This is a genomic window from Limnohabitans sp. 2KL-17, assembly GCF_003063415.1.
In the GTDB taxonomy this organism is placed as follows: Bacteria; Pseudomonadota; Gammaproteobacteria; order Burkholderiales; family Burkholderiaceae_C; genus Limnohabitans_A.
In genome coordinates this window covers 135,104-155,534 of the sequence record NZ_NESK01000001.1, presented here as the reverse complement: position 1 = coordinate 155,534, position 20,431 = coordinate 135,104, and the positions used below count along the sequence as shown (strand labels likewise).

21 protein-coding genes are annotated in these 20,431 nt (G+C 59.1%); 7 read left to right on the top strand and 14 right to left on the bottom strand.

All coding sequences use genetic code 11. The features are described from left to right. Positions 1 to 123: 123 nt before the first annotated feature. From B9Z45_RS00720 to B9Z45_RS00710, 3 genes are read right to left on the bottom strand one after another with little or no spacing between them, the layout of a single operon-like run. Entirely contained in the window at positions 124 to 1,467 is a 1,344-nt protein-coding gene (locus B9Z45_RS00720; RefSeq protein WP_108405313.1) for an NAD(P)H-dependent oxidoreductase, read from the bottom strand. Next, entirely contained in the window at positions 1,467 to 2,336 is an 870-nt protein-coding gene (locus tag B9Z45_RS00715) for a phytanoyl-CoA dioxygenase family protein (protein WP_108405312.1), read from the bottom strand. Before B9Z45_RS00715 ends, B9Z45_RS00720 begins: the two co-directional genes overlap by 1 nt. Next, the gene (locus B9Z45_RS00710; RefSeq protein ID WP_108405311.1) at positions 2,333 to 3,022 is read right to left on the bottom strand and encodes a GntR family transcriptional regulator; all 690 of its coding nucleotides are present in this window, start codon (positions 3,020 to 3,022) and stop codon (positions 2,333 to 2,335) included. Before B9Z45_RS00710 ends, B9Z45_RS00715 begins: the two co-directional genes overlap by 4 nt. Before the next feature lie 133 nt (positions 3,023 to 3,155). Between B9Z45_RS00710 and map the strand changes: the two genes are divergently transcribed. Together map and B9Z45_RS00700 are read left to right on the top strand one after the other, a co-directional pair. After that, on the top strand, positions 3,156 to 3,971 hold the full coding sequence (gene map, locus B9Z45_RS00705) for a type I methionyl aminopeptidase (protein WP_108405310.1): 816 nt from the start codon (positions 3,156 to 3,158) through the stop codon (positions 3,969 to 3,971). 1 nt (position 3,972) lies between these two features. Further along, entirely contained in the window at positions 3,973 to 6,612 is a 2,640-nt protein-coding gene (locus tag B9Z45_RS00700; protein WP_108405309.1) for a [protein-PII] uridylyltransferase, read from the top strand. Positions 6,613 to 6,636: 24 nt separating this feature from the next. Here B9Z45_RS00700 and B9Z45_RS00695 read toward each other — a convergent pair whose 3' ends face one another. Further along, a complete protein-coding gene (locus B9Z45_RS00695; protein ID WP_108405308.1) occupies positions 6,637 to 9,018 on the bottom strand; it encodes a YgiQ family radical SAM protein in 2,382 nt (793 codons plus the stop codon). 111 nt (positions 9,019 to 9,129) lie between these two features. Here B9Z45_RS00695 and B9Z45_RS00690 point away from each other — a divergent pair, with 111 nt between their 5' ends. From B9Z45_RS00690 to B9Z45_RS00680, 3 genes are read left to right on the top strand one after another with little or no spacing between them, the layout of a single operon-like run. Beyond that, on the top strand, positions 9,130 to 9,759 hold the full coding sequence (locus tag B9Z45_RS00690) for a YigZ family protein (protein WP_108405307.1): 630 nt from the start codon (positions 9,130 to 9,132) through the stop codon (positions 9,757 to 9,759). Continuing rightward, positions 9,743 to 10,348, top strand: coding sequence for a chromate transporter (locus B9Z45_RS00685; protein ID WP_108405306.1), 606 nt, complete (start codon positions 9,743 to 9,745; stop codon positions 10,346 to 10,348). Before B9Z45_RS00690 ends, B9Z45_RS00685 begins: the two co-directional genes overlap by 17 nt. Further along, complete coding sequence (locus tag B9Z45_RS00680) at positions 10,345 to 10,947, top strand: chromate transporter (protein ID WP_108405305.1); 603 nt, start codon at positions 10,345 to 10,347, stop codon at positions 10,945 to 10,947. Before B9Z45_RS00685 ends, B9Z45_RS00680 begins: the two co-directional genes overlap by 4 nt. Before the next feature lie 6 nt (positions 10,948 to 10,953). Here the strand turns inward: B9Z45_RS00680 and B9Z45_RS00675 are convergent, their stop codons facing one another. The 3 genes from B9Z45_RS00675 to B9Z45_RS00665 all read right to left on the bottom strand — a co-directional run bounded on the left by B9Z45_RS00675 (position 10,954) and on the right by B9Z45_RS00665 (position 12,823). Next, on the bottom strand, positions 10,954 to 11,304 hold the full coding sequence (locus B9Z45_RS00675) for a hypothetical protein (protein WP_108405304.1): 351 nt from the start codon (positions 11,302 to 11,304) through the stop codon (positions 10,954 to 10,956). Positions 11,305 to 11,336: 32 nt separating this feature from the next. Next, on the bottom strand, positions 11,337 to 12,071 hold the full coding sequence (gene rlmB, locus B9Z45_RS00670) for a 23S rRNA (guanosine(2251)-2'-O)-methyltransferase RlmB (protein ID WP_108405303.1): 735 nt from the start codon (positions 12,069 to 12,071) through the stop codon (positions 11,337 to 11,339). 62 nt (positions 12,072 to 12,133) lie between these two features. Then, positions 12,134 to 12,823, bottom strand: a complete 690-nt coding sequence (locus tag B9Z45_RS00665) for an ABC transporter ATP-binding protein (protein WP_108405302.1) — start codon at positions 12,821 to 12,823, stop codon at positions 12,134 to 12,136. Here B9Z45_RS00665 and B9Z45_RS00660 point away from each other — a divergent pair. Next, positions 12,822 to 13,472 (top strand): arylesterase, encoded by a 651-nt coding sequence (locus B9Z45_RS00660; RefSeq protein ID WP_108405301.1) that lies wholly within the window; start codon positions 12,822 to 12,824, stop codon positions 13,470 to 13,472. The genes B9Z45_RS00665 and B9Z45_RS00660 overlap by 2 nt on opposite strands. Next, positions 13,469 to 14,530 carry a tRNA 2-selenouridine(34) synthase MnmH gene (mnmH, locus tag B9Z45_RS00655; protein ID WP_108405300.1) on the top strand — a complete coding sequence of 354 codons (1,062 nt, stop codon included), beginning with the start codon at positions 13,469 to 13,471 and terminating at the stop codon, positions 14,528 to 14,530. Before B9Z45_RS00660 ends, mnmH begins: the two co-directional genes overlap by 4 nt. A 19-nt stretch (positions 14,531 to 14,549) precedes the next feature. On the opposite strand, the gene B9Z45_RS00650 is transcribed toward mnmH, so the two are convergent. From B9Z45_RS00650 to B9Z45_RS00620, 7 genes are all read right to left on the bottom strand, one after another. After that, positions 14,550 to 14,750 carry a hypothetical protein gene (locus B9Z45_RS00650; protein WP_108405299.1) on the bottom strand — a complete coding sequence of 67 codons (201 nt, stop codon included), beginning with the start codon at positions 14,748 to 14,750 and terminating at the stop codon, positions 14,550 to 14,552. 10 nt (positions 14,751 to 14,760) lie between these two features. Beyond that, positions 14,761 to 15,576 (bottom strand): DUF2189 domain-containing protein, encoded by an 816-nt coding sequence (locus B9Z45_RS00645; protein WP_108405373.1) that lies wholly within the window; start codon positions 15,574 to 15,576, stop codon positions 14,761 to 14,763. A 195-nt stretch (positions 15,577 to 15,771) separates the two neighbouring features. Beyond that, positions 15,772 to 17,016 carry a PLP-dependent transferase gene (locus tag B9Z45_RS00640; RefSeq protein WP_108405298.1) on the bottom strand — a complete coding sequence of 415 codons (1,245 nt, stop codon included), beginning with the start codon at positions 17,014 to 17,016 and terminating at the stop codon, positions 15,772 to 15,774. Between the two features lie 73 nt (positions 17,017 to 17,089). Beyond that, positions 17,090 to 17,614: a phosphoribosyltransferase gene (locus tag B9Z45_RS00635; RefSeq protein ID WP_108405297.1), complete on the bottom strand. Its 525-nt coding sequence runs from the start codon at positions 17,612 to 17,614 to the stop codon at positions 17,090 to 17,092. 57 nt (positions 17,615 to 17,671) lie between these two features. Then, positions 17,672 to 19,000 (bottom strand): adenylosuccinate synthase, encoded by a 1,329-nt coding sequence (locus B9Z45_RS00630; protein WP_108405296.1) that lies wholly within the window; start codon positions 18,998 to 19,000, stop codon positions 17,672 to 17,674. 17 nt (positions 19,001 to 19,017) lie between these two features. Then, complete coding sequence (locus tag B9Z45_RS00625; RefSeq protein WP_108405295.1) at positions 19,018 to 20,178, bottom strand: ATP phosphoribosyltransferase regulatory subunit; 1,161 nt, start codon at positions 20,176 to 20,178, stop codon at positions 19,018 to 19,020. 66 nt (positions 20,179 to 20,244) lie between these two features. Beyond that, positions 20,245 to 20,430, bottom strand: coding sequence for a DUF2065 domain-containing protein (locus B9Z45_RS00620; protein WP_108405294.1), 186 nt, complete (start codon positions 20,428 to 20,430; stop codon positions 20,245 to 20,247). Position 20,431: the final 1 nt, after the last annotated feature.

The window sequence follows — 20,431 nt, the reverse complement described above, 5'->3', positions numbered from 1 at the left end:
AGCGCCGGGGCCGCTGACTGGGACTTGCCGGCGAAAGGGCTATTTTAGCCGGGGAAACCCTGACTCAGATGGCCCAAAGCACGGCAGTCCTATGCGGCATGACCCTCATGGCCCCCGTGCAAATCAGCCCAAAACCGCGCTGGCCTCCATCTCACGCCGGATTTTGTAAGCGTGCGTGCTGGTGTCCATGGCGACATCGTCCCAAGTCAGGCTTTGGCCTTTGGCCACGGGGCGAATGACTTTGACGCCGTGCGCCAAGCCCAGCGGCACGCCACCCATGCGCTTGGACGTGGCCGCAGGCAGCAATTTGCCCCAGACGGTGTAACCGCCCTCGCCGTCCAGCATGTCGCCAGGTTGAAGGTCGCGCTTGGCGGTGGCCACCACGTCGGCATTCCAGCCAATGGCCACGCCGGTCGGCTCGTTGCGCAAGGCCACGCTCGCCACGCTCACACCCACCTCCAGCCCGATCAGGTGCCAGCGTTTGTAGAGGGTGAAGTAACGGCCAGACGGATCGGTGTGGGCGTTGTATTCTTCAAAACAGTTCTTGATGTAGTCGGTCTCGGCCTCCACGGTGACCCAGACGCCCATGCGGATGTCGTACGGGATTTTTCGGCCGTCTTTTTCAAGGCTGGAGATCACCTCGACCATGCCTTTGCGCTCCAGCACCCCACCTTCCGAGATGGGTCGGGTGACATAAGGAATGTCCTCTACGCTGGCCGGCGGGTAGAGCAAGCCATTGCTGGGCACACCCAAGCCGGTGGCATTGGAGACGGCTGTGCTTTCAATCGAGGGCTTTGATCCGTCCAGAAAGCTGTTGAACATTTTGGGATTGAGCCCGCCGCGCTCGGCCTGCTCGGGCGTGAGACCGTAATAGCCCCAAACCGTTTCGGGGGTGGACTCGCAAAAGTGCGGCAGCCATTTGTGGCCACGGCCAGCCGCCACCACCGGAAAACCACAGGTGCGCGCCCAGTCCACCAGATCACAAATCAGGGCGGGCTGATCGCCAAAGGCCAGCGAATACACCACCCCCGCCGTTTTCGCCCGGGTGGCCAACAAGGGGCCACAAAAGGCGTCGGCCTCCACCGTCACGTTGACCACATGTTTGCGATGCGCAAAAGCCTCCAGGATGTGGTCTACCGCATGGAGGGGAGACCCGGTGCACTCGACGATCACATCGACCGCCGGGTGGCGCACCAAGCTTTGCCAGTCCTCACCCACGTGGGTGGTGCCCAGTTTGACCGCTTCGTCCAGACTTTTTGCGGTCAAGCGCTCAGCCGCCCAGCCTACGCGGGCCAGGTTAGCGCGGGCAGCAGTTGGCGACAAATCGGCAATACCCACCAGGTGCACACCCGGCGTGCGCGGAATTTGGGCCAGGTACATCGAGCCGAATTTGCCCGCACCAATGAGACCGATGCGGATCGGGCGGTTTTCTGCAGCGCGTTGCAGGAGTTTGGCGTGCAGGTTCATCAGGCGGCTTTCAGTTCTTCGAGCGAGGTTTCAAGGGCGCTGTCGGGCATGCCGTTTTTCCAGGGCAGATCGACCGGATAGCTGTTCAGCAGGCAGTCGTCAGGCAAGCAGCTGATGGGCGTGAAGTCGCGGTGGGCGATGTATTCGGGGCGCTTGTGACGGCGGATGTGGTTGGACACAGCGCACAAGCTCAGGTAAACACTCACGCGATTCCAGGGAGACAGGTTGCTGGTGGAGGCGTGAACCAGGCAGCTGTGGAAAAGGATCATCGAGCCTGCGGTGCCAGTAGGGCTGACGATGCCGCCATCCTTGTCACCGGCGCGTTGCACCAGCTGGCAAATCAGGTTGTTGTCCACCGTCCACAGCGGATAGCTGGTGGTCGACAGGTCGTGTTTGGCTTCGACCACCCCTTTTTTGTGGCTGCCTGGAATGAACATCAACGGGCCGTTAAAGGCGTTCACGTCGTCCAGAAAAATGGCCACGTTCATGGCCCGCTCGGTGGGCATGAGGTCGTCGTTCAGCCAAGTACCGTAGTCTTGATGCCACTGCCACACATCGCCCTCAAAGGCCATCTTGCCGTTGATCTTGAACTGGTGCATGTACAGCGCTTCGCCAAACAGGTCTTGCACGGGCTCGATCATGCGGGGGTGGCGGGCCAGTTTGGCAAAAGGCTCGCTATACAGGTGGGCAGCAAAGTTGGTGCGTACGGCTTCGCTGCCTTTTTCACGCACGTTAAAAGCCTCTCGACGGCTGTACAACTCAGGCACAGCATCGTTCAGATTTTTGGTTTCTTCGGGCGTGAACAATCCCGGGAAAAAAAGGTAGCCATCGCGGTCAAATTGCGCCAATTGTTCAGGTGTCAGTTTCATGGATGTGCTCCGGTTTTTGGTTTGTGTAAAAGTTGCTCGGACAGTCGGGCTGTGAGTTGCAAACTGGCCTCGTAGGCATGCTCTTGCACCAGGCGAACGGCCAAGTCGGCATCACCTTTGGCAATGGCTTGCGCAATCGCTTCGTGTTCATGCCAAACGGTTTGTCGTTGATGAGAAGACTGCAAGACAGCGCCCATGACACGTTTCAGATGGTGCCAATGCAGATCGATGCTCTGCGCAATCAGAGGGTTTCCCGAGGCTTGGTAAATGGCCCGGTGAAAGGCCAGATCGGCATCGACCATGGCTTTGACGTCTTGGCTCGATTCGGCTTGACGGCCTTGCTCAAAAATACCAGGGGCAAGTTGCGCGCTGCGTTCGGCAGCCAGACGAACCGCCAGAGCGTCCAGACTGCCGCGTACCTGGTAAACCTTGGCAATCCAAGCCACATCCAACTGGGTCACTTGGACACCTCGACCAGGTGCGTCTTCCACAAAACCGTCTTTTTTGAGCAGCCGCAATGCCTGCAAAACGGGTTGGCGAGAAACTGCAAATCTTTGTGCCAGGTCTTCCTGGGTCAGGCGTTCGCCCGGCTGCAGTGCGCCTTCGCTGATGGCGTCGAGCAAACGGGCATAAACCTGTTCGACCAAATCAGGGGTCGTGGTCAGCTGAATCAAATGTGGCTTCATGTCTGTATACAGAATACAGTTCAGGCGGTAGCACGCCAATCCGTGATAACCCGCGAGCCCATGACCATGGGCAAAAACCAAGAAGACCTGCCCGCAAGCGCCCCGGTTAAGTCGATGGGATAATCACCCTCCTATGACGATTACCCTCAAAACCGCTGCTGACATTGAAGGCATGCGCCTGGCATGCCGCCTGGCTTCTGAAGTCCTCGACTTCATCGAACCCTTCATCAAACCGGGCATCACCACCAACGAAATCGACAAGTTGTGTCACGACTACATGGTCAATGTGCAGCAATGCATCCCTGCGCCGCTGAACTATGCACCGGGTGGCTACAAGCCATACCCAAAGTCCATCTGCACGTCGATCAACCACCAGGTCTGCCACGGCATACCCAATGACAAACCCCTTAAAAAAGGCGATTCGCTCAACATCGACATCACCACCATCAAAGAGGGCTGGCATGGCGACACGAGCCGTATGTTTCATGTGGGCGAAGCACCCATTGCGGCCAAACGGCTGGCCACACTGACTTATGAAGCCATGTGGAAAGGCATTGAGCAAGTCAAGCCCGGCGCCCATCTGGGCGACATTGGCCATGCGATCCAGAAATTTGCGGAAGGCCATGGCTTTTCGGTGGTGCGTGAGTTTTGCGGTCACGGCATTGGCCGGGGCTTTCACGAAGAACCGCAAGTGCTGCATTACGGCAAGCCCGGCACGCTGGTGGAGCTGGTCGCCGGCATGGTTTTCACCATTGAGCCGATGATCAACGCCGGCAAACGTGACATCAAGGAAATGGGCGACGGCTGGACCATCGTGACCAAAGACCATTCGCTGTCAGCCCAGTGGGAACACACCGTGGTGGTGACAGATACCGGCTACGAAGTGCTGACCTTGTCGGCAGGCAGCCCCCCGATTCCAGCCTTTATTACCGCCCAAGCCACAGCCTGAGATGAACCCCCAGGATCCGTTGGCCAAGCTGGCCCTGTTGCGCGATACTTACAAGCACGACAAAGCGGCTGTGCTGCTCAGCCTGGCCAACAGCGGCTCGGCGGTGCGGGGCCTCAAACAGACCCTGAAGCAACTGTCCATCTTGGCCGATGGCTTGCTGATCCAGTTGTGGCAAAACGCAGGCTTTTCTTCAGAATTGAGCCTGGTCGCTGTGGGTGGTTTTGGCCGTGCCGAATTGTTCCCGTATTCCGATGTGGACGTGCTGGTCCTGCTGCCTGACGGCCAGTCGCCCGAAAACACCCCAGAACTCCAAGGCCAGCTGGAACGCTTCATTGGCAGTTGCTGGGACACGGGCCTCGAGATCGGCTCCAGCGTGCGCACCCTGGGTGAATGTCTGGCCGAATCCGCCAAAGACATCACGGTACAAACTTCCCTGCTCGAGTCACGCCGGGTGACCGGCAACACCCGCTTGTTCACCGCGTTCCAAAAGCACTTTCAGGCCGCCATGGACCCGCAGGCTTTTTTGGTCGCGAAAACGCTGGAAATGCGCCAGCGCCACACCAAGTTTGAAGACACGCCCTACGCCCTGGAGCCCAATTGCAAAGAGTCACCGGGTGGCCTGCGTGATTTGCAGGTGATTTTGTGGGTGGCCCGTGCAGCGGGTCTGGGGCACAGCTGGGACGAGCTCGCCCGCAAAGGCCTGGCCACGCCCCTGGAGGCTCGCCAAATCAAACGCAACGAAGCCCTGATCGGGTTGATCCGCGCCCGGCTGCATCTGCAGGCTAAACGCCGTGAAGACCGACTGGTGTTTGACCTGCAAACCAATGTGGCCGAGTCGTTTGGTTACACCTCGGATGTGACGCCCGAGGGACGCCTGGCTTTGCGTGCCAGCGAAAAGCTGATGCGCCAATACTATTGGGCCGCCAAGGCGGTGACGCAGCTCAACCAGATTTTGTTGCTCAACATCGAGGACCGTTTGAAATCGGACCGGGGCGAAGACGTCAACGATTTCAGACCTTTGAACGCGCGCTTTTCTGAAAAAGCGGGCCTGATTGAAGTGGTCAGCGATGACCTGTACCAAAAGCACCCGCACGCCATCCTCGAAACCTTTTTGCTTTACCAGGCCACGCCGGGCGTGAAGGGTTTGTCGGCCAGGACGCTGCGTGCGCTGTACAACGTGCGCGCCATCATGAACGGGCGGTTTCGCAGCGACCCGGTCAACCGCCAGGTCTTTTTGCAGATCTTGCAGCAGCCCCAGGGCATCACGCACGCGATGCGCTTGATGAACGAGACCTCGGTGCTGGGGCGTTACCTGTGGGTCTTTAGGCGCATTGTGGGCCAGATGCAGCACGATCTGTTTCATGCCTATACGGTGGACCAGCACATCCTGATGGTGCTGCGCAATGTGCGGCGCTTTTTCATGGCCGAGCACTCACACGAATACCCGTTTTGCTCTCAATTGGCCGGCGGCTGGGACAAGCCATGGATTTTGTACACCGCCGCGCTGTTTCACGACATTGCCAAGGGCCGTGACGGCGACCACTCCAAATTGGGCATCACCGAAGTGCGCACCTTTTGCCGACAGCACCAGATTGACAAGGCCGATGCACAGTTGATCGAGTTCCTGGTGGGTGAACACCTGACCATGAGCCATGTGGCCCAGAAAGAAGACCTGAGCGAACCAGAAGTTATTGGCCGCTTTGCACAACGCGTGGGCAATGAGCGGCGCCTGACTGCGCTGTACTTGCTCACGGTGGCCGACATCCGAGGCACCAGTCCTAAGGTATGGAACGCTTGGAAAGGCAAACTGCTGGAAGATTTGTACAAATCCACTCTGCGCGTGCTCGGTGGCCGCGCACCCGATGCCAACGCAGAAGTGGAAGCCCGCAAACGCGAAGCCCTGATTGAGTTGGCCCGCTTGGCACAACCCCACGAAGGTCACAAGGCTTTTTGGGACACGCTGGATGTGGGCTATTTCATGCGACACGATGCGTCTGACATCGCCTGGCACACACGGCAACTGTCACGCCATGTGGCGCTGCCCAACCAGGAGCAAGCTCGTACCATCGTGCGGGCCCGCCCCTCGCCCGTGGGTGAAGGTCTGCAGGTGATGGTGTTCACACCCGATCAGCCCGACCTGTTTGCCCGTATATGTGGGCACTTTGACCAATCGGGTTTCAGCGTGCTGGATGCCAAAATCCACACCACCCGAACCGGTTGGGCGCTGGACACTTTTCAGATCGTGACCAGCCTGCTGCCCGAGCATTACCGGGAGTTGATGACCATGGTCGAGTCGGGCCTGACCCAGACCCTGGAGCGCCAGGGCCCCCTGCCCACGCCAACCAAAGGTCGGGTATCACGCCGGGTGAAAAGCTTTCCCGTCACCCCAAGGGTCACGCTCAAACCCGATGAAAAAGCCCAGAACTGGCTGCTGAGCATCTCGGCCAGTGACCGTAACGGCCTGCTCTACAGCATTGCCCGCGTTCTGGCCAAGCACGGCATCAACCTGCAACTGGCCAAAATCAGCACCCTGGGTGAACGGGTGGAAGACAGTTTCTTGATCAGCGGCGCCGAGTTGCAGCAAAACAAGGCGCAGATCGAGATCGAGACAGAACTGCTGCACGCACTGCAGCCCGCTTGAGAACGGACAGAAACCGCTTTCGCCTCAGCCCTTTTTACGCGGTGGCAGACCCGTGTGTTGCGTCAGCAACTGGCCTTTTTGGGGTTGGCCCATGCGCTTGGGTGCGGTGGACAAAGACACCGACGACTTGGCCCCTGCTCCCGTGCTGTTTTTGCGGCGCGCGCTTTGGTAGCCGTCTTCAGCCAGCGGTTGCCAGCTTGGGATCAGGTGGTGTTTGCCGTTGCCGATCAGGTCGGCGCGGCCCATGGCCTTGAGCGCTTCGCGCAGCAAAGGCCAATTGCTCGAGTCGTGGTAGCGCAAAAATGCTTTGTGCAGGCGGCGTCGTTTGTCGCCTTTGACCACGTCCACTTTTTCACTGTCGCGGGTGATTTTGCGCAGCGGGTTGCGGGTGGAGTGGTACATGGCCGTGGCTGTGGCCATCGGGCTGGGGTAGAAGGTCTGCACCTGGTCGGCTCTGAAGCCGTTTTTCTTGAGCCAGATGGCCAGGTTCATCATGTCGTCGTCACTGGTGCCAGGATGGGCGGCAATGAAATACGGAATCAGAAACTGTTTTTTGCCCACTTCTTCGCTGTATTTGTCGAACATCGACTTGAAGCGGTCGTAGGTGCCGATGCCCGGCTTCATCATCTTGGACAGCGGGCCACCCTCGGTGTGCTCAGGCGCGATCTTCAGATAGCCGCCGACATGGTGCTGCACCAGTTCTTTGACGTATTCGGGCGACTGCACGGCCAGGTCGTAACGCAGGCCCGAGCCAATCAGGATTTTCTTGATGCCCTGGAGGTTTCGGGCCCGGCGGTACATGTTGATCAGCGGGCCGTGGTCGGTGGTCAGGTTCTGGCAAATGCCAGGGAAGACGCAACTGGGTTTGCGGCAAGCCGATTCAATTTCGGGGCTTTTGCAGCCCAGACGGTACATGTTGGCCGTGGGGCCACCCAGGTCTGAAATCACGCCTGTGAAACCCTTGACCTTGTCGCGGATTTCCTCCACTTCGCGAATGACGGATTCTTCGGAACGGCTTTGGATGATGCGCCCTTCGTGCTCGGTGATCGAGCAAAAAGTGCAGCCACCAAAGCAGCCGCGCATGATGTTGACGCTGAACCGGATCATCTCCCACGCGGGAATTTTGGTGGTGCCGTCGTGACCGCCTTGTTCATCGGCATAACGCGGGTGCGGGCTGCGCGCGTAGGGCAGGTCAAACACATGGTCCATCTCTGCGGTGGTGAGCGGGATGGGGGGCGGTGTGATCCACACGTCACGGGCGGTGTGGCCTTCGCCATGCGCTTGCACCAGGCAGCGGGCGTTGCCGGGGTTGGTCTCGAGGTGCAGCACGCGGTTGGCATGTGCGTAAAGCACCGGGTCAGACTTCACTTGCTCGTAGCTGGGCAGGCGAATCACGCTCTTGTCGCGCGGCGCGACTTTGTGGGTGCCTTTGCCCCGCAGCGCAGGGTTGGGCACAAATGTCAGGGGCTGAATGACCGATTGAACGGCGCGTGCCTGAGCCACTGCCGCCGACAAATCGGTCTCGACGTTTTGGGCGTTGTGGGTATTGGCCACTTCCTTGGCTTCTTCTTCGCGGGCACAAGTGGCGCCCTGCTCCCGTGCCTGGTCGGAAATCATCAAATACGGGTTGATGTGCGCCTCGACATGGCCAGGCGAATCCACACTGGTGGAATTGATCTCGAACCAGCCTTGGGCCGATTCGTCGCCCTGGCGGCGCACAAAGGCGGTGCCACGAACATCGGTGATCTGTTGCACGGGTTCACGGTTGGCCAGGCGGTGGGCGATCTCCACAATGGCCCGTTCGGCGTTGCCGTACAGAAGCAAGTCGCACTTGCTGTCCACCACCACTGAGCGGCGCACCTTGTCGGACCAGTAGTCGTAATGCGCGATGCGGCGCAAGCTGCCCTCGATGCCGCCGAGAACAATGGGCGTGTCCGGGAATGCCTCGCGGCAGCGCTGGCTGTAAACGATCGCGGCGCGATCGGGCCGCTTACCTCCTACATCACCGGCGGTGTAAGCGTCGTCCGTGCGGATTTTGCGGTCTGCGGTGTAGCGGTTGATCATGGAATCCATGTTGCCGCTGGTCACGCCCCAAAACAGGTTGGGCTTGCCCAGCGCCTTGAAGGCTTCGGCACTGGTCCAGTCGGGCTGTGCAATGATGCCGACCCGAAAACCCTGGTTTTCCAGCATGCGGCCAATCACGGCCATGCCGAAACTCGGGTGGTCCACGTAGGCGTCGCCCGTGACCAGCACGATGTCGCAGCTGTCCCAACCCAATTGCGTCATTTCCTCTCGGCTCATGGGCAGCATGGGGGCCGTGCCAAAGCGCTGCGCCCAGAACTTGCGGTAACTGGTCAGGGGCTTGGCATCGCGCGGAAAAAAGGAGACGTCGACAAAGGCGTTCATGGACTGGATATCGGGATAACCCGCTAGTGTATGGGCTTGGGCTTGGGCTTAAGAAGCCAGCGGGTATTCGGCAGCACATGCTCACTTCGGGACATCCAGGACAATCACCCCATGTCTTTCTCCCTTGCGCACCCCGCTCACCACGAACTGGTCATCAAAAAGAGTCGGTTTATCGCCTGCGTGGAACCCGTTGCCGGGCGAGAAGCAGCGCAGACACGGGTGGCCCAACTCAAGGCTGAGCACCCGGATGCGGCCCATGTGTGCTGGGCGCTTTTGGCGGGAGGACAATCGGCCGCTAACGACGATGGCGAACCCGGGGGCACGGCAGGCCGACCCATGTTGGAGGTGTTGCGGCACCACGACCTGCAAGGCGTGATGGCCTCGGTGGTGCGTTACTTTGGGGGCGTCAAGCTTGGCGCAGGAGGGCTGGTGAGGGCCTACACCGAAGCGGTGGCACAGGCCCTGCTGACGGCCGAAAAAATAGCACTGATTCAACAAGCTCGACTGGCCTGCAGCGTTCCCTATGCCCTTGAAGGCTGGGTGCGGCGCGAGTTGGATCTGGCCCAGGTGGAGTTGCAGGCTGTCATACACGGCAGCGAGGTGAGCATGCTTTTTGCGCTGCCTGAAACCGGGGCTCCGGCCTTGACCGAGCGTCTGAGTGAAGGCGGTCGCGGCCAGTTGCTGTGGCTGGACGCCAAGGAATTTGCAGAAACACACAAGGATAATGCCCACCATGCATGAACTCCCCCCCCTCAACCGCCCCCACTCCAAAACCGATATTTTTGTGTCTTTCACCCTGTTGGCGCTGCAGGGTTTTGGCGGTGTGTTGGCAGTGGTTCAGCGCGAGATGGTCGAGAAAAAACGCTGGATGACCAACGAGCAATTTGTCGAAGACTGGGCAGTCGCGCAGATCATGCCAGGCCCGAACGTGATCAACCTGTCGCTGATGATCGGTGGCCGCTACTTTGGATTACCCGGGGCTATGGCAGGGATGGCGGGCATGCTGGCCGCCCCCATGGTGGTGGTCTTGCTGGTGGCCGTGGCCTTTGGTGGCGTGTCTGACCAGACATGGGCGCAAGGCGCTTTGCGCGGCATGGGGGCTGTGTCTGCAGGTTTGATCGCAGCCGTCGGCCTCAAGTTGATGAGCGCCCTGCGCAGCAACCCCATGGGCATGCCGGTGTGCGTGGTGTTGGCCACCGCCAGTTTTGTGGGGGTGGGCTTGTTGCGCTGGCCTTTGGCCTATGTGCTTTTGGCCACTGGCTTGGTGGCGTGCAGCTGGGCTTATCTTCAACTGGCCCGCCAGGCCGCCCAAGCTTCAGACACGCCATGAACCCTGTGCTGCAACTGTCGAGCCAGGATTGGCTGAGCCTGTTCAACCACTTTGCCTCTTTGTCGCTGCTGGCCGTGGGGGGCGCCATCACCACAGCGCCCGACATGCACCGCTTTCTGGTGGACGAAACCCGTTGGCTGAGCGAGGCACAGTTCACCTCGTCCATTGCCTTGGCGCAAGCAGCACCAGGTCCCAATATTTTGTTTGTGGCTTTGATGGGCTTCAACGTGGGGCTGAACGCCGGCGCTGGTTTGGGGGGCGGCTGGGTCAGCGTGGGCCTGGCCAGCCTGGGGGTGGTGGTGACCATGGTGGGCATCATGCTGCCCTCATCGGTGCTGACCTATACAGCCACGCGCTGGGCGCACCAGCACCGCGAAAAGCTGGGCATTCGGGCTTTCAAGTCAGGCATGGCCCGCATCGTGATCGCCCTGCTACTGGCCACGGCTTGGCTGCTGACGATGAACCACACACAGCCTGCACGCGACTGGCCTGTGTATGGGCTGACAGCTTTGACCACCGTGGTGGTCTGGCGCACGAAAGTGCACATGCTGTGGTTGATTGGTTTCGGCGCCCTGCTGGGTGTCTTGGGCTGGGTCTGAAACGGCTCAGCGCGGGTTCTCGAAGAACACCGTGTTCGAATAATCGCTGACCTCGAAATACACCTTCTTTTCGTCAGGATCGGCCAGCATGTTCAGGTTTTCATCCAGCACGCCATAGCCGTAGCGGTAGGCACGGGGCGACTTGTCGTCGGTGCCCAAAGCAGTGCTGATCTTGTCGACTTTCAAAAATCGACGCACCAGCTTGTCCCCGGCATAGACCTCCAGCACACCATTGGTACCGGTCCAGTTCTGGATGTCACGGCTGATCTTGTTTTGCTGCTCTTGCGTGCAGGCCGTCAACAGGACGACCGCCAGCGAAGCGGCAAACACCGTGAGGCGAGTGAAGGTTTTTTTCATGGCTTGATTCAGGGCAAAAGGGGTATGGCAGCTCAGGTTCTCTGTCGCAAAGCTTCGTAGAGACAGACACCACTGGCTACGGAAACATTCAGGCTTTCCACCGCCCCGCGCATCGGGATACTGACCAGTTCATCGCAATTTTTGCGGGTCAGCTGGCGCATGCCAGCGCCTTCAGCACCCAAAACCAGTGCGGTGGGCACTTTCAGGTCGGCTTGGTAGATGGTGCGGGGGGCATCGTCGCTGGTGCCCACCACCCAGATGCTGCGTTCCTTGAGTTCACCCAATGTGCGGGCCAGGTTGGTGACCATGAAGTACGGCATGGTTTCGGCTGCCCCGCTGGCGACCTTGGCGACGGTGGCATTGATGCCGGCCGCATGGTCTTTGGGGGCGATGACCGCATGCGCACCTGCGCCATCGGCCACGCGCAGACAAGCGCCCAGGTTGTGCGGATCGGTCACACCGTCGAGCACCAAAAGCAAGGGCGGGCCTTCGACGGTGTCAAGAAGATCGTCCAGCGAATGGTTCTGGGGAATGGGCGCGACCATGGCTACCACGCCCTGGTGGCCATGGCTGCCGGCCAGCTTGGCCAGTCGCTCGCCATCGGATTCGATCAGGCGCATGCCCGAATCACGGGCCTTGTCGATGAACGTCCGCATGCGGGCGTCACGGCGGGTGACCTCGTAATGGATTTCAACAACGGATTGGGGCGCGATCTTGAGGCGAACGCCCACGGCATGAAAGCCGAACAGCACTTTGTGGGATGACATACCCTGGATTATCGTTGGTCCAAGCTTCTATCAGCGCCAAGTCTGGCAAACGGTGTCTGCTTTCAAGCCTGAGAAGCCACGGATTCCGACAGGCGACCGGCCTGAATCACCAGCATGCGCTCACAGCGCGCCGCCAGTTGGCGGTCGTGCGTGACAAGTACCAGGGTGGTGCCTTGCTCGCGGTTGAGCGCGAACATCAGGTCCATGATGGCTTCTCCAGTGGCATGGTCCAGACTGCCTGTGGGCTCGTCGGCCAACAGCAAATCGGGTTGAACCACAAAGGCGCGAGCCAGAGCGACGCGCTGCTGTTCGCCGCCAGAGAGCACTTTGGGCAAATGTTTGAGGCGCTCACCGAGGCCGACGCGCTGCAGCATGGCCGTGGCGGTGCTGCGGGCATCTTGCCGATCGGCCAGCTCCAGCGGGAGCATGACGTTTTCGAGGGCGGTCAGGTTGGGCATGAGCTGAAAGCTCTGAAACACAAAACCCACATGCCGGGCCCGAACCGCTGCGCGCTCGTCTTCGGACAAATCGAACAGCGATTGCCCAGCCAACAGCACCTGGCCGGAGCTGGGCGTGTCCAAGCCCGCCAAAATGGCCAGCAAGGTGCTTTTGCCGGAGCCGGAAGCACCGACAATAGCGGCTGTTTCGCCGGCGTTCAAAGAAAACTCGATATCGCGCAAAATGTCCAGCTTGCCGCTGGCATCCTGCACACTTTTCGAGACGCCACGCACGGCAATAATGGATTCAGGCATGCACAAACCTTTGTTGAGACGACGCCACTTTAACTGGAGCCTGCTGGCCCTTGCCTGCTGGGGCTTTGTGGCGCCCCTTTGCGCTGCGCCGGCTCAGCGCGTTTTGGTGGTGGGCGATTCGCTGAGCGCCGAATACGGCCTCACACGCGGCACGGGCTGGGTCGCCTTGCTGCAAAAAAAACTGGCCCAGGAAAAGCCCGGTGTGGAGGTGATCAACGCCAGCATCAGCGGTGAAACCACATCTGGCGGCCGCTCACGCATGGCCGCCCTGCTCCAAAAACACCAACCCAGCCATGTGGTGATCGAACTGGGGGGCAACGATGCCCTGCGCGGTTTGCCCTTGAACATGACGCAAGACAACTTGCTCACAATGACACGTCAGGCCAAATCGGCAGGTGCCCAGGTGTTACTGCTCGGCATGCAAATGCCACCCAATTACGGACCCGACATGGCGCGCCAGTTTGAAGCGGCTTACGCCCAGGTGGCCAAAAGCCATAAGGCGGCCCTGGTGCCCTTCTTTTTGCAAGGCATTGGCGACGACCCAGAACCCCTGAAATGGTTTCAAGCCGACCGCATTCACCCCAATGAAGCTGCGCAGCCGCGCATGCTGGCCAATGTCTGGCCCACTTTGAAAAAACAATTGAAATGAGCCTTCACCTGATCCCGGCCACAGAGGCCATGGCCAACTTGAACCAGTTTGATGCCATTTTGGACGCCCGTTCTGAAGGTGAGCATGCCGAAGATCACCTGCCCGGCGCCCTGAGCTGGCCGTCCCTGAACAACGAAGAGCGCATCAAGGTGGGCACGCTGTACAAGCAAGTCAACCCGTTTGAGGCACAAAAAATCGGCGCCGCCCTGGTGGCCAGAAATATCGCCCACCACATTGAAACGCATGTGATGGACAAGCCCAGGAACTGGCAACCGCTGGTGTATTGCTGGCGTGGCGGCAAGCGCAGCAATTCGCTGGCCCTGATCCTTGGGCAAATCGGCTTCAAGGTGCACCTGATCGAAGGAGGCTACAAGGCCTTTCGCAAGGCAGTGGTGGAAGACACACCCCGTCAGGCGCAGCGTCTGCATTTTCAAGTGCTGTGCGGCCCAACCGGCTCAGGTAAAACCCGCTTGCTGCAGGCTTTGGCGCAAGCAGGCGCCCAGGTGCTGGACCTGGAGGCCATCGCCTGCCACCGCAGCTCGGTGCTGGGCTTGATTCCGGGCACCCCGCAACCCACGCAAAAAGCCTTTGACACACAGGTGTGGGACGCTCTGCGCGCTTTCAGCGCCGACCGTCCGGTTTTTGTTGAAGCAGAAAGCAAGAAGGTGGGCAACCTGACGGTGCCCGCCGATTTGATGGTGGCCATGCGAGCCAGTGCTTGCTTGCGGGTGGATTTGTCGCTGGAAAACCGGGTGAATTTGCTGATGGAAGACTATGCGTTTTTCACGCAAGACCGGGCCTTGTTTGCCGACCGTCTGGAGCGCCTGACAGCGCTGCGCGGCAAAGTCGTGGTGGAAGGCTGGCAAGAAAGAATCGAGCGGGGTGAAATGCGTGAGGTCGTCACCGAACTGCTGACAGTTCACTACGACCCGGGTTATGAAAACTCAACAGGGAATAATTTTGTGAATTACGCCAAAGCCCCCTTGATTACCCCTGCCAGTCACAGCATGGAACACATGCTGACACTGGCCCAAAATCTGGTGCAGGCGCCACAGTAAAGTCGGCGCTCATGGACTGTCAGGGGCTGGGGCTTTGCGTGACTGGCGAGTCTGTCGCCAATGGCTCCTCAGGGGTGACTTGTGCATCGTCTAACTCGGTGCCATCTTCAGAAAAATGACCCGACTTGCGGTCGGACTTGGCTTTGAGCTTGTCTTCTTTTTTGCGTTTCTTGGCCAGTTCTTTCTGGCGTTTTTCGAATCCGTAGTTGGGTGTGGCCAAGATGGCTCCTTTAATTTGTGCTGCCCAATGTAACAGCTTCTTCCGGGATTTCTTGCCACTCGACACTGCAACGGTAAGCGTGCCAACTGGCATGCCCCAGCCACGGCCCCACCACGACGATGCCCAAGGCCCATGGCCACAAGGCCGTCAGCACCAAAGCACTCAACAAAAGGCCCCACAAAAGCATCACGCCAGGGTTGGATAAAACCACGCGCATGCTGGTCAGCCCTGCCGAAATGGCATCTGTGTCGCGGTCAAGAATCATGGGGATGGAGACCACCGACAGGCCAAACACCAGCACGGCAAAGACACCCCCCACGGCCAGATATACCATCAGGAATTCGATATTTTGCGGATTGAAGACTGCCTCAATTACGCCCGTGGTTGAAGGCATGCCGGTGTTAAAAAAAACGGCAAAAACCACCAGCGATGCACGGCCCCAAAGCAAGGCCATCAGCATGATTACCAAAACCAGCATGCCCATGCTGCGGATACGCCGGTCCCAGCACATCAAGGACGAGGCCATGTCGGGCACTTCGCCCTGCTCTCTTTTGCGACTGACCTCGTACAAGCCCATGGCCAGAAAGGGCCCAACCAGCAAACAACCCGACACCAGTGACATGGTGTATTCGGGCTGGTGTTTGAAAACCAGGGCCAGCACTTGGGCCATACCCCAAAAGCACAACCCATAAAACAAGGCGATGCCAGGGTGTTGCCGCACGTCATGCCAGCCCCGGGCCAGCCAGCGAAAGGGGTCAGTAAAGCCCAATTCACGAATGTGAGATTGCGGACCCTCGGGCGGTGGGGGGACATAGGGGGATGCCATATTGGGCAACCTGTCGGGGCGTGCTGAGTCTGACTGCCCAGTGGCCCCCTCAGGGTGCCGGGGTTCAAAGATCATGACCATACAGAGGTGCTTTCATGCTGACCAGATTAGCCGACAGATGCACCACTGAACAGCCATGTAACTACTGAGTGTGCGAACACAAAACGGGTAGAGCCCACCTTATTGCAGCGCACTTCACACCAAGGGCAAATGGGCGTGCGCAGATTGATGCAAGTCTAGCAGCAGGTCTTGCACCGACTCAAGGCCTGCGGAAAAGCGCACCAATGTGCCGGGCTTCAAATGAGCCGGCCAGCTTTGTCGCATCGAAGCCAGGCCATAAGGCACCACCAGACTCACTGGTCCGCCCCAGCTGTAACCAATTTTAAAAAGCTTCAGGCCGTCGCAAAAAGCGTCGACTTGGGCTTGGGTGTACCGGGGGGCAATCATCACGCTGAACAAACCTGCAGCCAATCCTGTGCCAGGCGAGCGGTCGCACAGCGCTTGCCAATGGGCATGACCAGGCGCCCCTTCAAAGGCAGGGTGAAGCAGTTGAGCGCACTGCGCTTGCTTTTGCCACCAAGCGGCCAGCGAGCGCGCCGTCTGGTCGTGCGCGGCATAACGCAAAGCGATGCTGGGCAAAGATCGCAACACGGTCTCCGCATCGTTTGCCCCGACACCCAAGCCCAAACGCATGTGACACAACTTGATTTTCAGGTGCAAAGACGGGTCTTGCGTGATGATGCTGCCCATCAGTACATCGCCACCGCCGCTGGGGTATTTGGTGAGTGCATGGGCGCTGATTTCCACCGCCAAACTGCCCTGTTCGCCAGACCCGTCACCCAGCAAGTCAAAGGGCTTGAAGGCCAGGCCCGAACCCCAGGTATTGTCAAGGGCAGACAAAACGGATTGGGCCTTGCAGCGGCGCACCAACTCGGGCAAATCTGGAAACTCCATGCTGACCGAGCCCGGTGCTTCCAGCCACACCAAGCGTGTGCGGGCATTGATCTTTCGCGTCAGATCGTCAGGGTCCATCGGGTCATACAACTGGTGCGTGATGCCGTAATGGCGCAACTCACCTTCGGCCAGAGCCTTGTTGGGACCATAGGCATTGTCTGGCAACAACAACTCATCACCGCTCTTCAGCAAGGCCAAGGCCACAGTCGCCAGAGAAGCCAGACCACTGGGCACCAGCACGCACTGCGCGCCACCTTCGAGGGTGCAAAGGCGCTCTTCAAGCATGTATGTAGTGGGTGTGCCATGCAGCCCATAGGTGTAGGCCGATTTGTCTTTCCACTCCCGTTGGCGCATGTCGGCCACGCTTGGAAAGTACACCGTAGACGCTTTGAACACGCCCGGCTGGGGGGCATCAAAACCTGCGGGAGGGGTGTAAGGGTGGTGAATCAGCCCGGTCATGCCCTTGGAGAAATTCGAATCGGTCATCTTGTCATCCTCAAGCAAACAGCCTCCCGTAGGAGGCTGCAAAAAACACAATGCGCGCCAGGCACCCAAGCGGTTAGACGCTCCATTTTTCCAGCAGTTTTTCGGGGCGCATGTTGTCGTATGGCTCAAAAGGCTGGTGGATCCAGGGGTTGGTGGGCAAATCTTCCACAGAATAGTCAGGTTTGAAACTGGACACGCCTTTGGTCCAGATCACGGCAGTGCGCAATTCGGTCACAGGCTTGTAGTTGTTTTTCAACTGGTCCACCACCGCACGCAGGGTGTGGCCGGTGTCAGCCAAATCGTCGACCAGCAACACTTTGCCGGCGATTTCGCCCTTGGGCGTGGTGATGTAACGGGCGATGTCAAGGTGACCTTGAACTGTGCCCGCATCGGCTCGGTAAGAGCTGGTGGACATGATGGCCAATGGTTTGTCAAAAACGCGGGACAAGATGTCACCAGGGCGCATGCCACCCCGGGCCAGGCACAAAATATTGTCAAATTCCCAACCCGATTGGTGGATTTTGATGGCGAGTTTTTCAATCAGGTTGTGGTACTCGTCATAACTCACATACAGGTGCTTGCCGTCTTCGGTCAACATGGGAATACTCCAAAAATGAGGGGGTTGAGGTCGGTGTCTGCTTTTGAAACCAGGGATTCAGGACGCAAAAGGGTCGTGCAATAAAATGGTGTGGTTGCGGTCGGGGCTGGTAGACACCACATGAACGGGCACGCCCGTCACTTCGGCAATGCGCGCCAGATATCGGCGGGCGGTGGCGGGCAGTTTGTCCAGCTCTGTCACGCCCACAGTGGTTTCGGTCCAGCCAGGAATCACTTCGTAAATGGGCTTGCAACGGGCGATTTCGTCAGCGCCCATGGGCAAAATATCGATGGTTTCACCGTCCAGCTCGTAGCCGGTGCACAGCAGCAACTCTTTGAGGCCATCCAGCACATCCAGCTTGGTGATGCACAAACCGGACAGGCCGTTGACCTGGGCGCTGCGCTTGAGCAAGGCGGCATCAAACCAGCCACAGCGGCGTGAACGCCCGGTGGTCACGCCCTTTTCAGCGCCCACAGTTGACATGTGGTAGCCAGGAGTGCCAGGGGTTTCCCAATCGAGCTCGGTCGGGAAAGGGCCACCGCCCACGCGGGTGCAATAGGCTTTGGTGATGCCCAAGATGTAGTGCAGCATGCCAGGGCCCACACCCGAACCAGCGGCCGCATTGCCCGCCACGCAATTGCTGGAGGTCACAAATGGGTAGGTGCCGTGGTCCACATCGAGCAAGGTGCCTTGGGCACCTTCAAACAGCAGGTTGGCGCCGGCTTTGTGGGCCTCGTTCAGTTCGCGCGAAACATCGGCCACCATGGGCAGCAGCTCTTTGGCGTAGGCCATGGCTTCGTTGAAAGTGGCGTCGAAATCAACGGGGGATGCACCCAGAATATTGACCAGCACCTCGTTGTGCAGTGCCAAATTTTCACGCAGCTTGGTGGCAAACCGCTCAGGGTATTTGAGGTCTTGCACACGCAAGGCACGACGGGCCACTTTGTCTTCATAGGCAGGTCCAATGCCGCGGCCGGTGGTGCCGATCTTGGCAGTGCCCGCTTTTTCTTTGGCGGCCTCGCGACCTACATCCAGCGCGACGTGGTATGGCAAGATCAAGGGGCAAGCTTCACTCACGCGCAGGCGCGAACGAACCTCGACACCGGCTTTTTCAAGGCCTGCGATTTCTTCGAGCAATTTGGGCACCGACAAAACCACGCCGTTGCCGATGTAGCACTTGATACGTGCACGCATGATGCCGCTGGGGATCAGGTGCAAGGCGGTTTTAACGCCATTGATCACCAGCGTATGGCCCGCGTTGTGCCCTCCCTGGAAACGCACCACGCCCTGGGCGCTTTCGGTCAGCCAGTCCACCAGTTTGCCTTTGCCCTCGTCACCCCACTGGGTCCCGACGACGACCACATTACGGCCTTGCTTCATGTTCATGCTTGAAATGTTCTTTCTCAAAGAGCCTGTACAACCCATTGCCCTGCTGCTTCAACCAGTTCGCGGTCGCAATGGAATTCGTCAACTTCGCTTTCGTGCCCTGGCAATATGCACACCACCGTTTCGCCACGGCCGCGCAAAGCAGCAATGGCCGAGTGCAAATTACCCGAGTTGCTCCAGGGCGCACGGATGGCTGCGCGCAATGCCAAGGGTGTCACAGCCGACACCAATTCTTTCAGATCCAGGCTGAAGCCTACTGCCGGGCGATCGCGGTCAATGCGGTGGCCAAAAACGGCGCCGACGCCGTCGTACCGTCCACCACGGGCCAAGGCATCGGATGCGCCTTTGGCATAAATGGCAAAACGCATGCCGCTGTAATAGGCATAGCCTCGGGAGTCACCCAGGTCAAAACTAATGGCAGCCCCCAAAATTTGTCCAGCCAACCAACGCAGTTGTGACAGCGCATCAAGGATGGCGGGTGTTTGGGGCAGGCATTTGACCGCTTCGTCAAGCACGTGGGCATCACCGTACAGGTCGACAAGGGCTCGCAAACCATCGCGGTTGGCAGGCGAAAAACCGGAGGTCAGGCGCGCAATGGCGCTCCCGTCCTTAATGGCCAGCGCAGCATGGATGTCGTGGCGCATCACATCAGAAGTGGCCTCGGCATGGAGCAGACTGTTGACGATGCGGGCATCTGCCAAGTCGACTTGCAAATTGTCCAGGCGGGCTGCACGCAGGCAGTCGAGGGCCAATTGCAGGATCTCCAGATCAGCCTCTGGACCCGCATGACCGTAAATTTCGGCCCCCAACTGCAAGGGTTCGCGGGTGGCATGAGGACGTGCTGGGCGCGTGTGCAGAACCGGGCCGCAATAGCAAAGACGGGTTAACCCGGAACGGCCGAGCAAGTGGGCATCAATCCGGGCCACCTGGGGGGTGGTGTCGGCCCGCAAACCCAGTGTGCGGCCAGACAGCTGGTCCACCAGTTTGAAGGTCTGCAAATCAAGCGCTTCACCCGTGCCGGTGAGCAAGGATTCCAAATGCTCCAGCAGCGGCGGCATGACCAACTCGTAGCCATATCCACGGGCAGTGTCCAGCAGTTCGCGACGGAGTTCTTCGATGTGGCGTGCCTCAGAGGGCAAGACATCGGCAATGTGATCCGGGAGGACCCAAGCAGACATGGGGTTTTAGGGGGACTGTTAAAAAAGGGATTTTACCGGCTTGAATGCCGGTTTCCGGGATTGGATTCAGGAAACAATCCAGAAGATCAACAATCCCGCAATGACCATCAGCATGCCGAAAAAACGGATTTGCCCATCATCGAGCTGCAAAAGCTGCTCAAAAAGGCGCCTCCACTTGAAGGGCGAGATCATGGGCATCAAGCCCTCCAGGATGAGCATCAGGCCCAACGCCAGCAGGAGGGTGTCGAGCAAA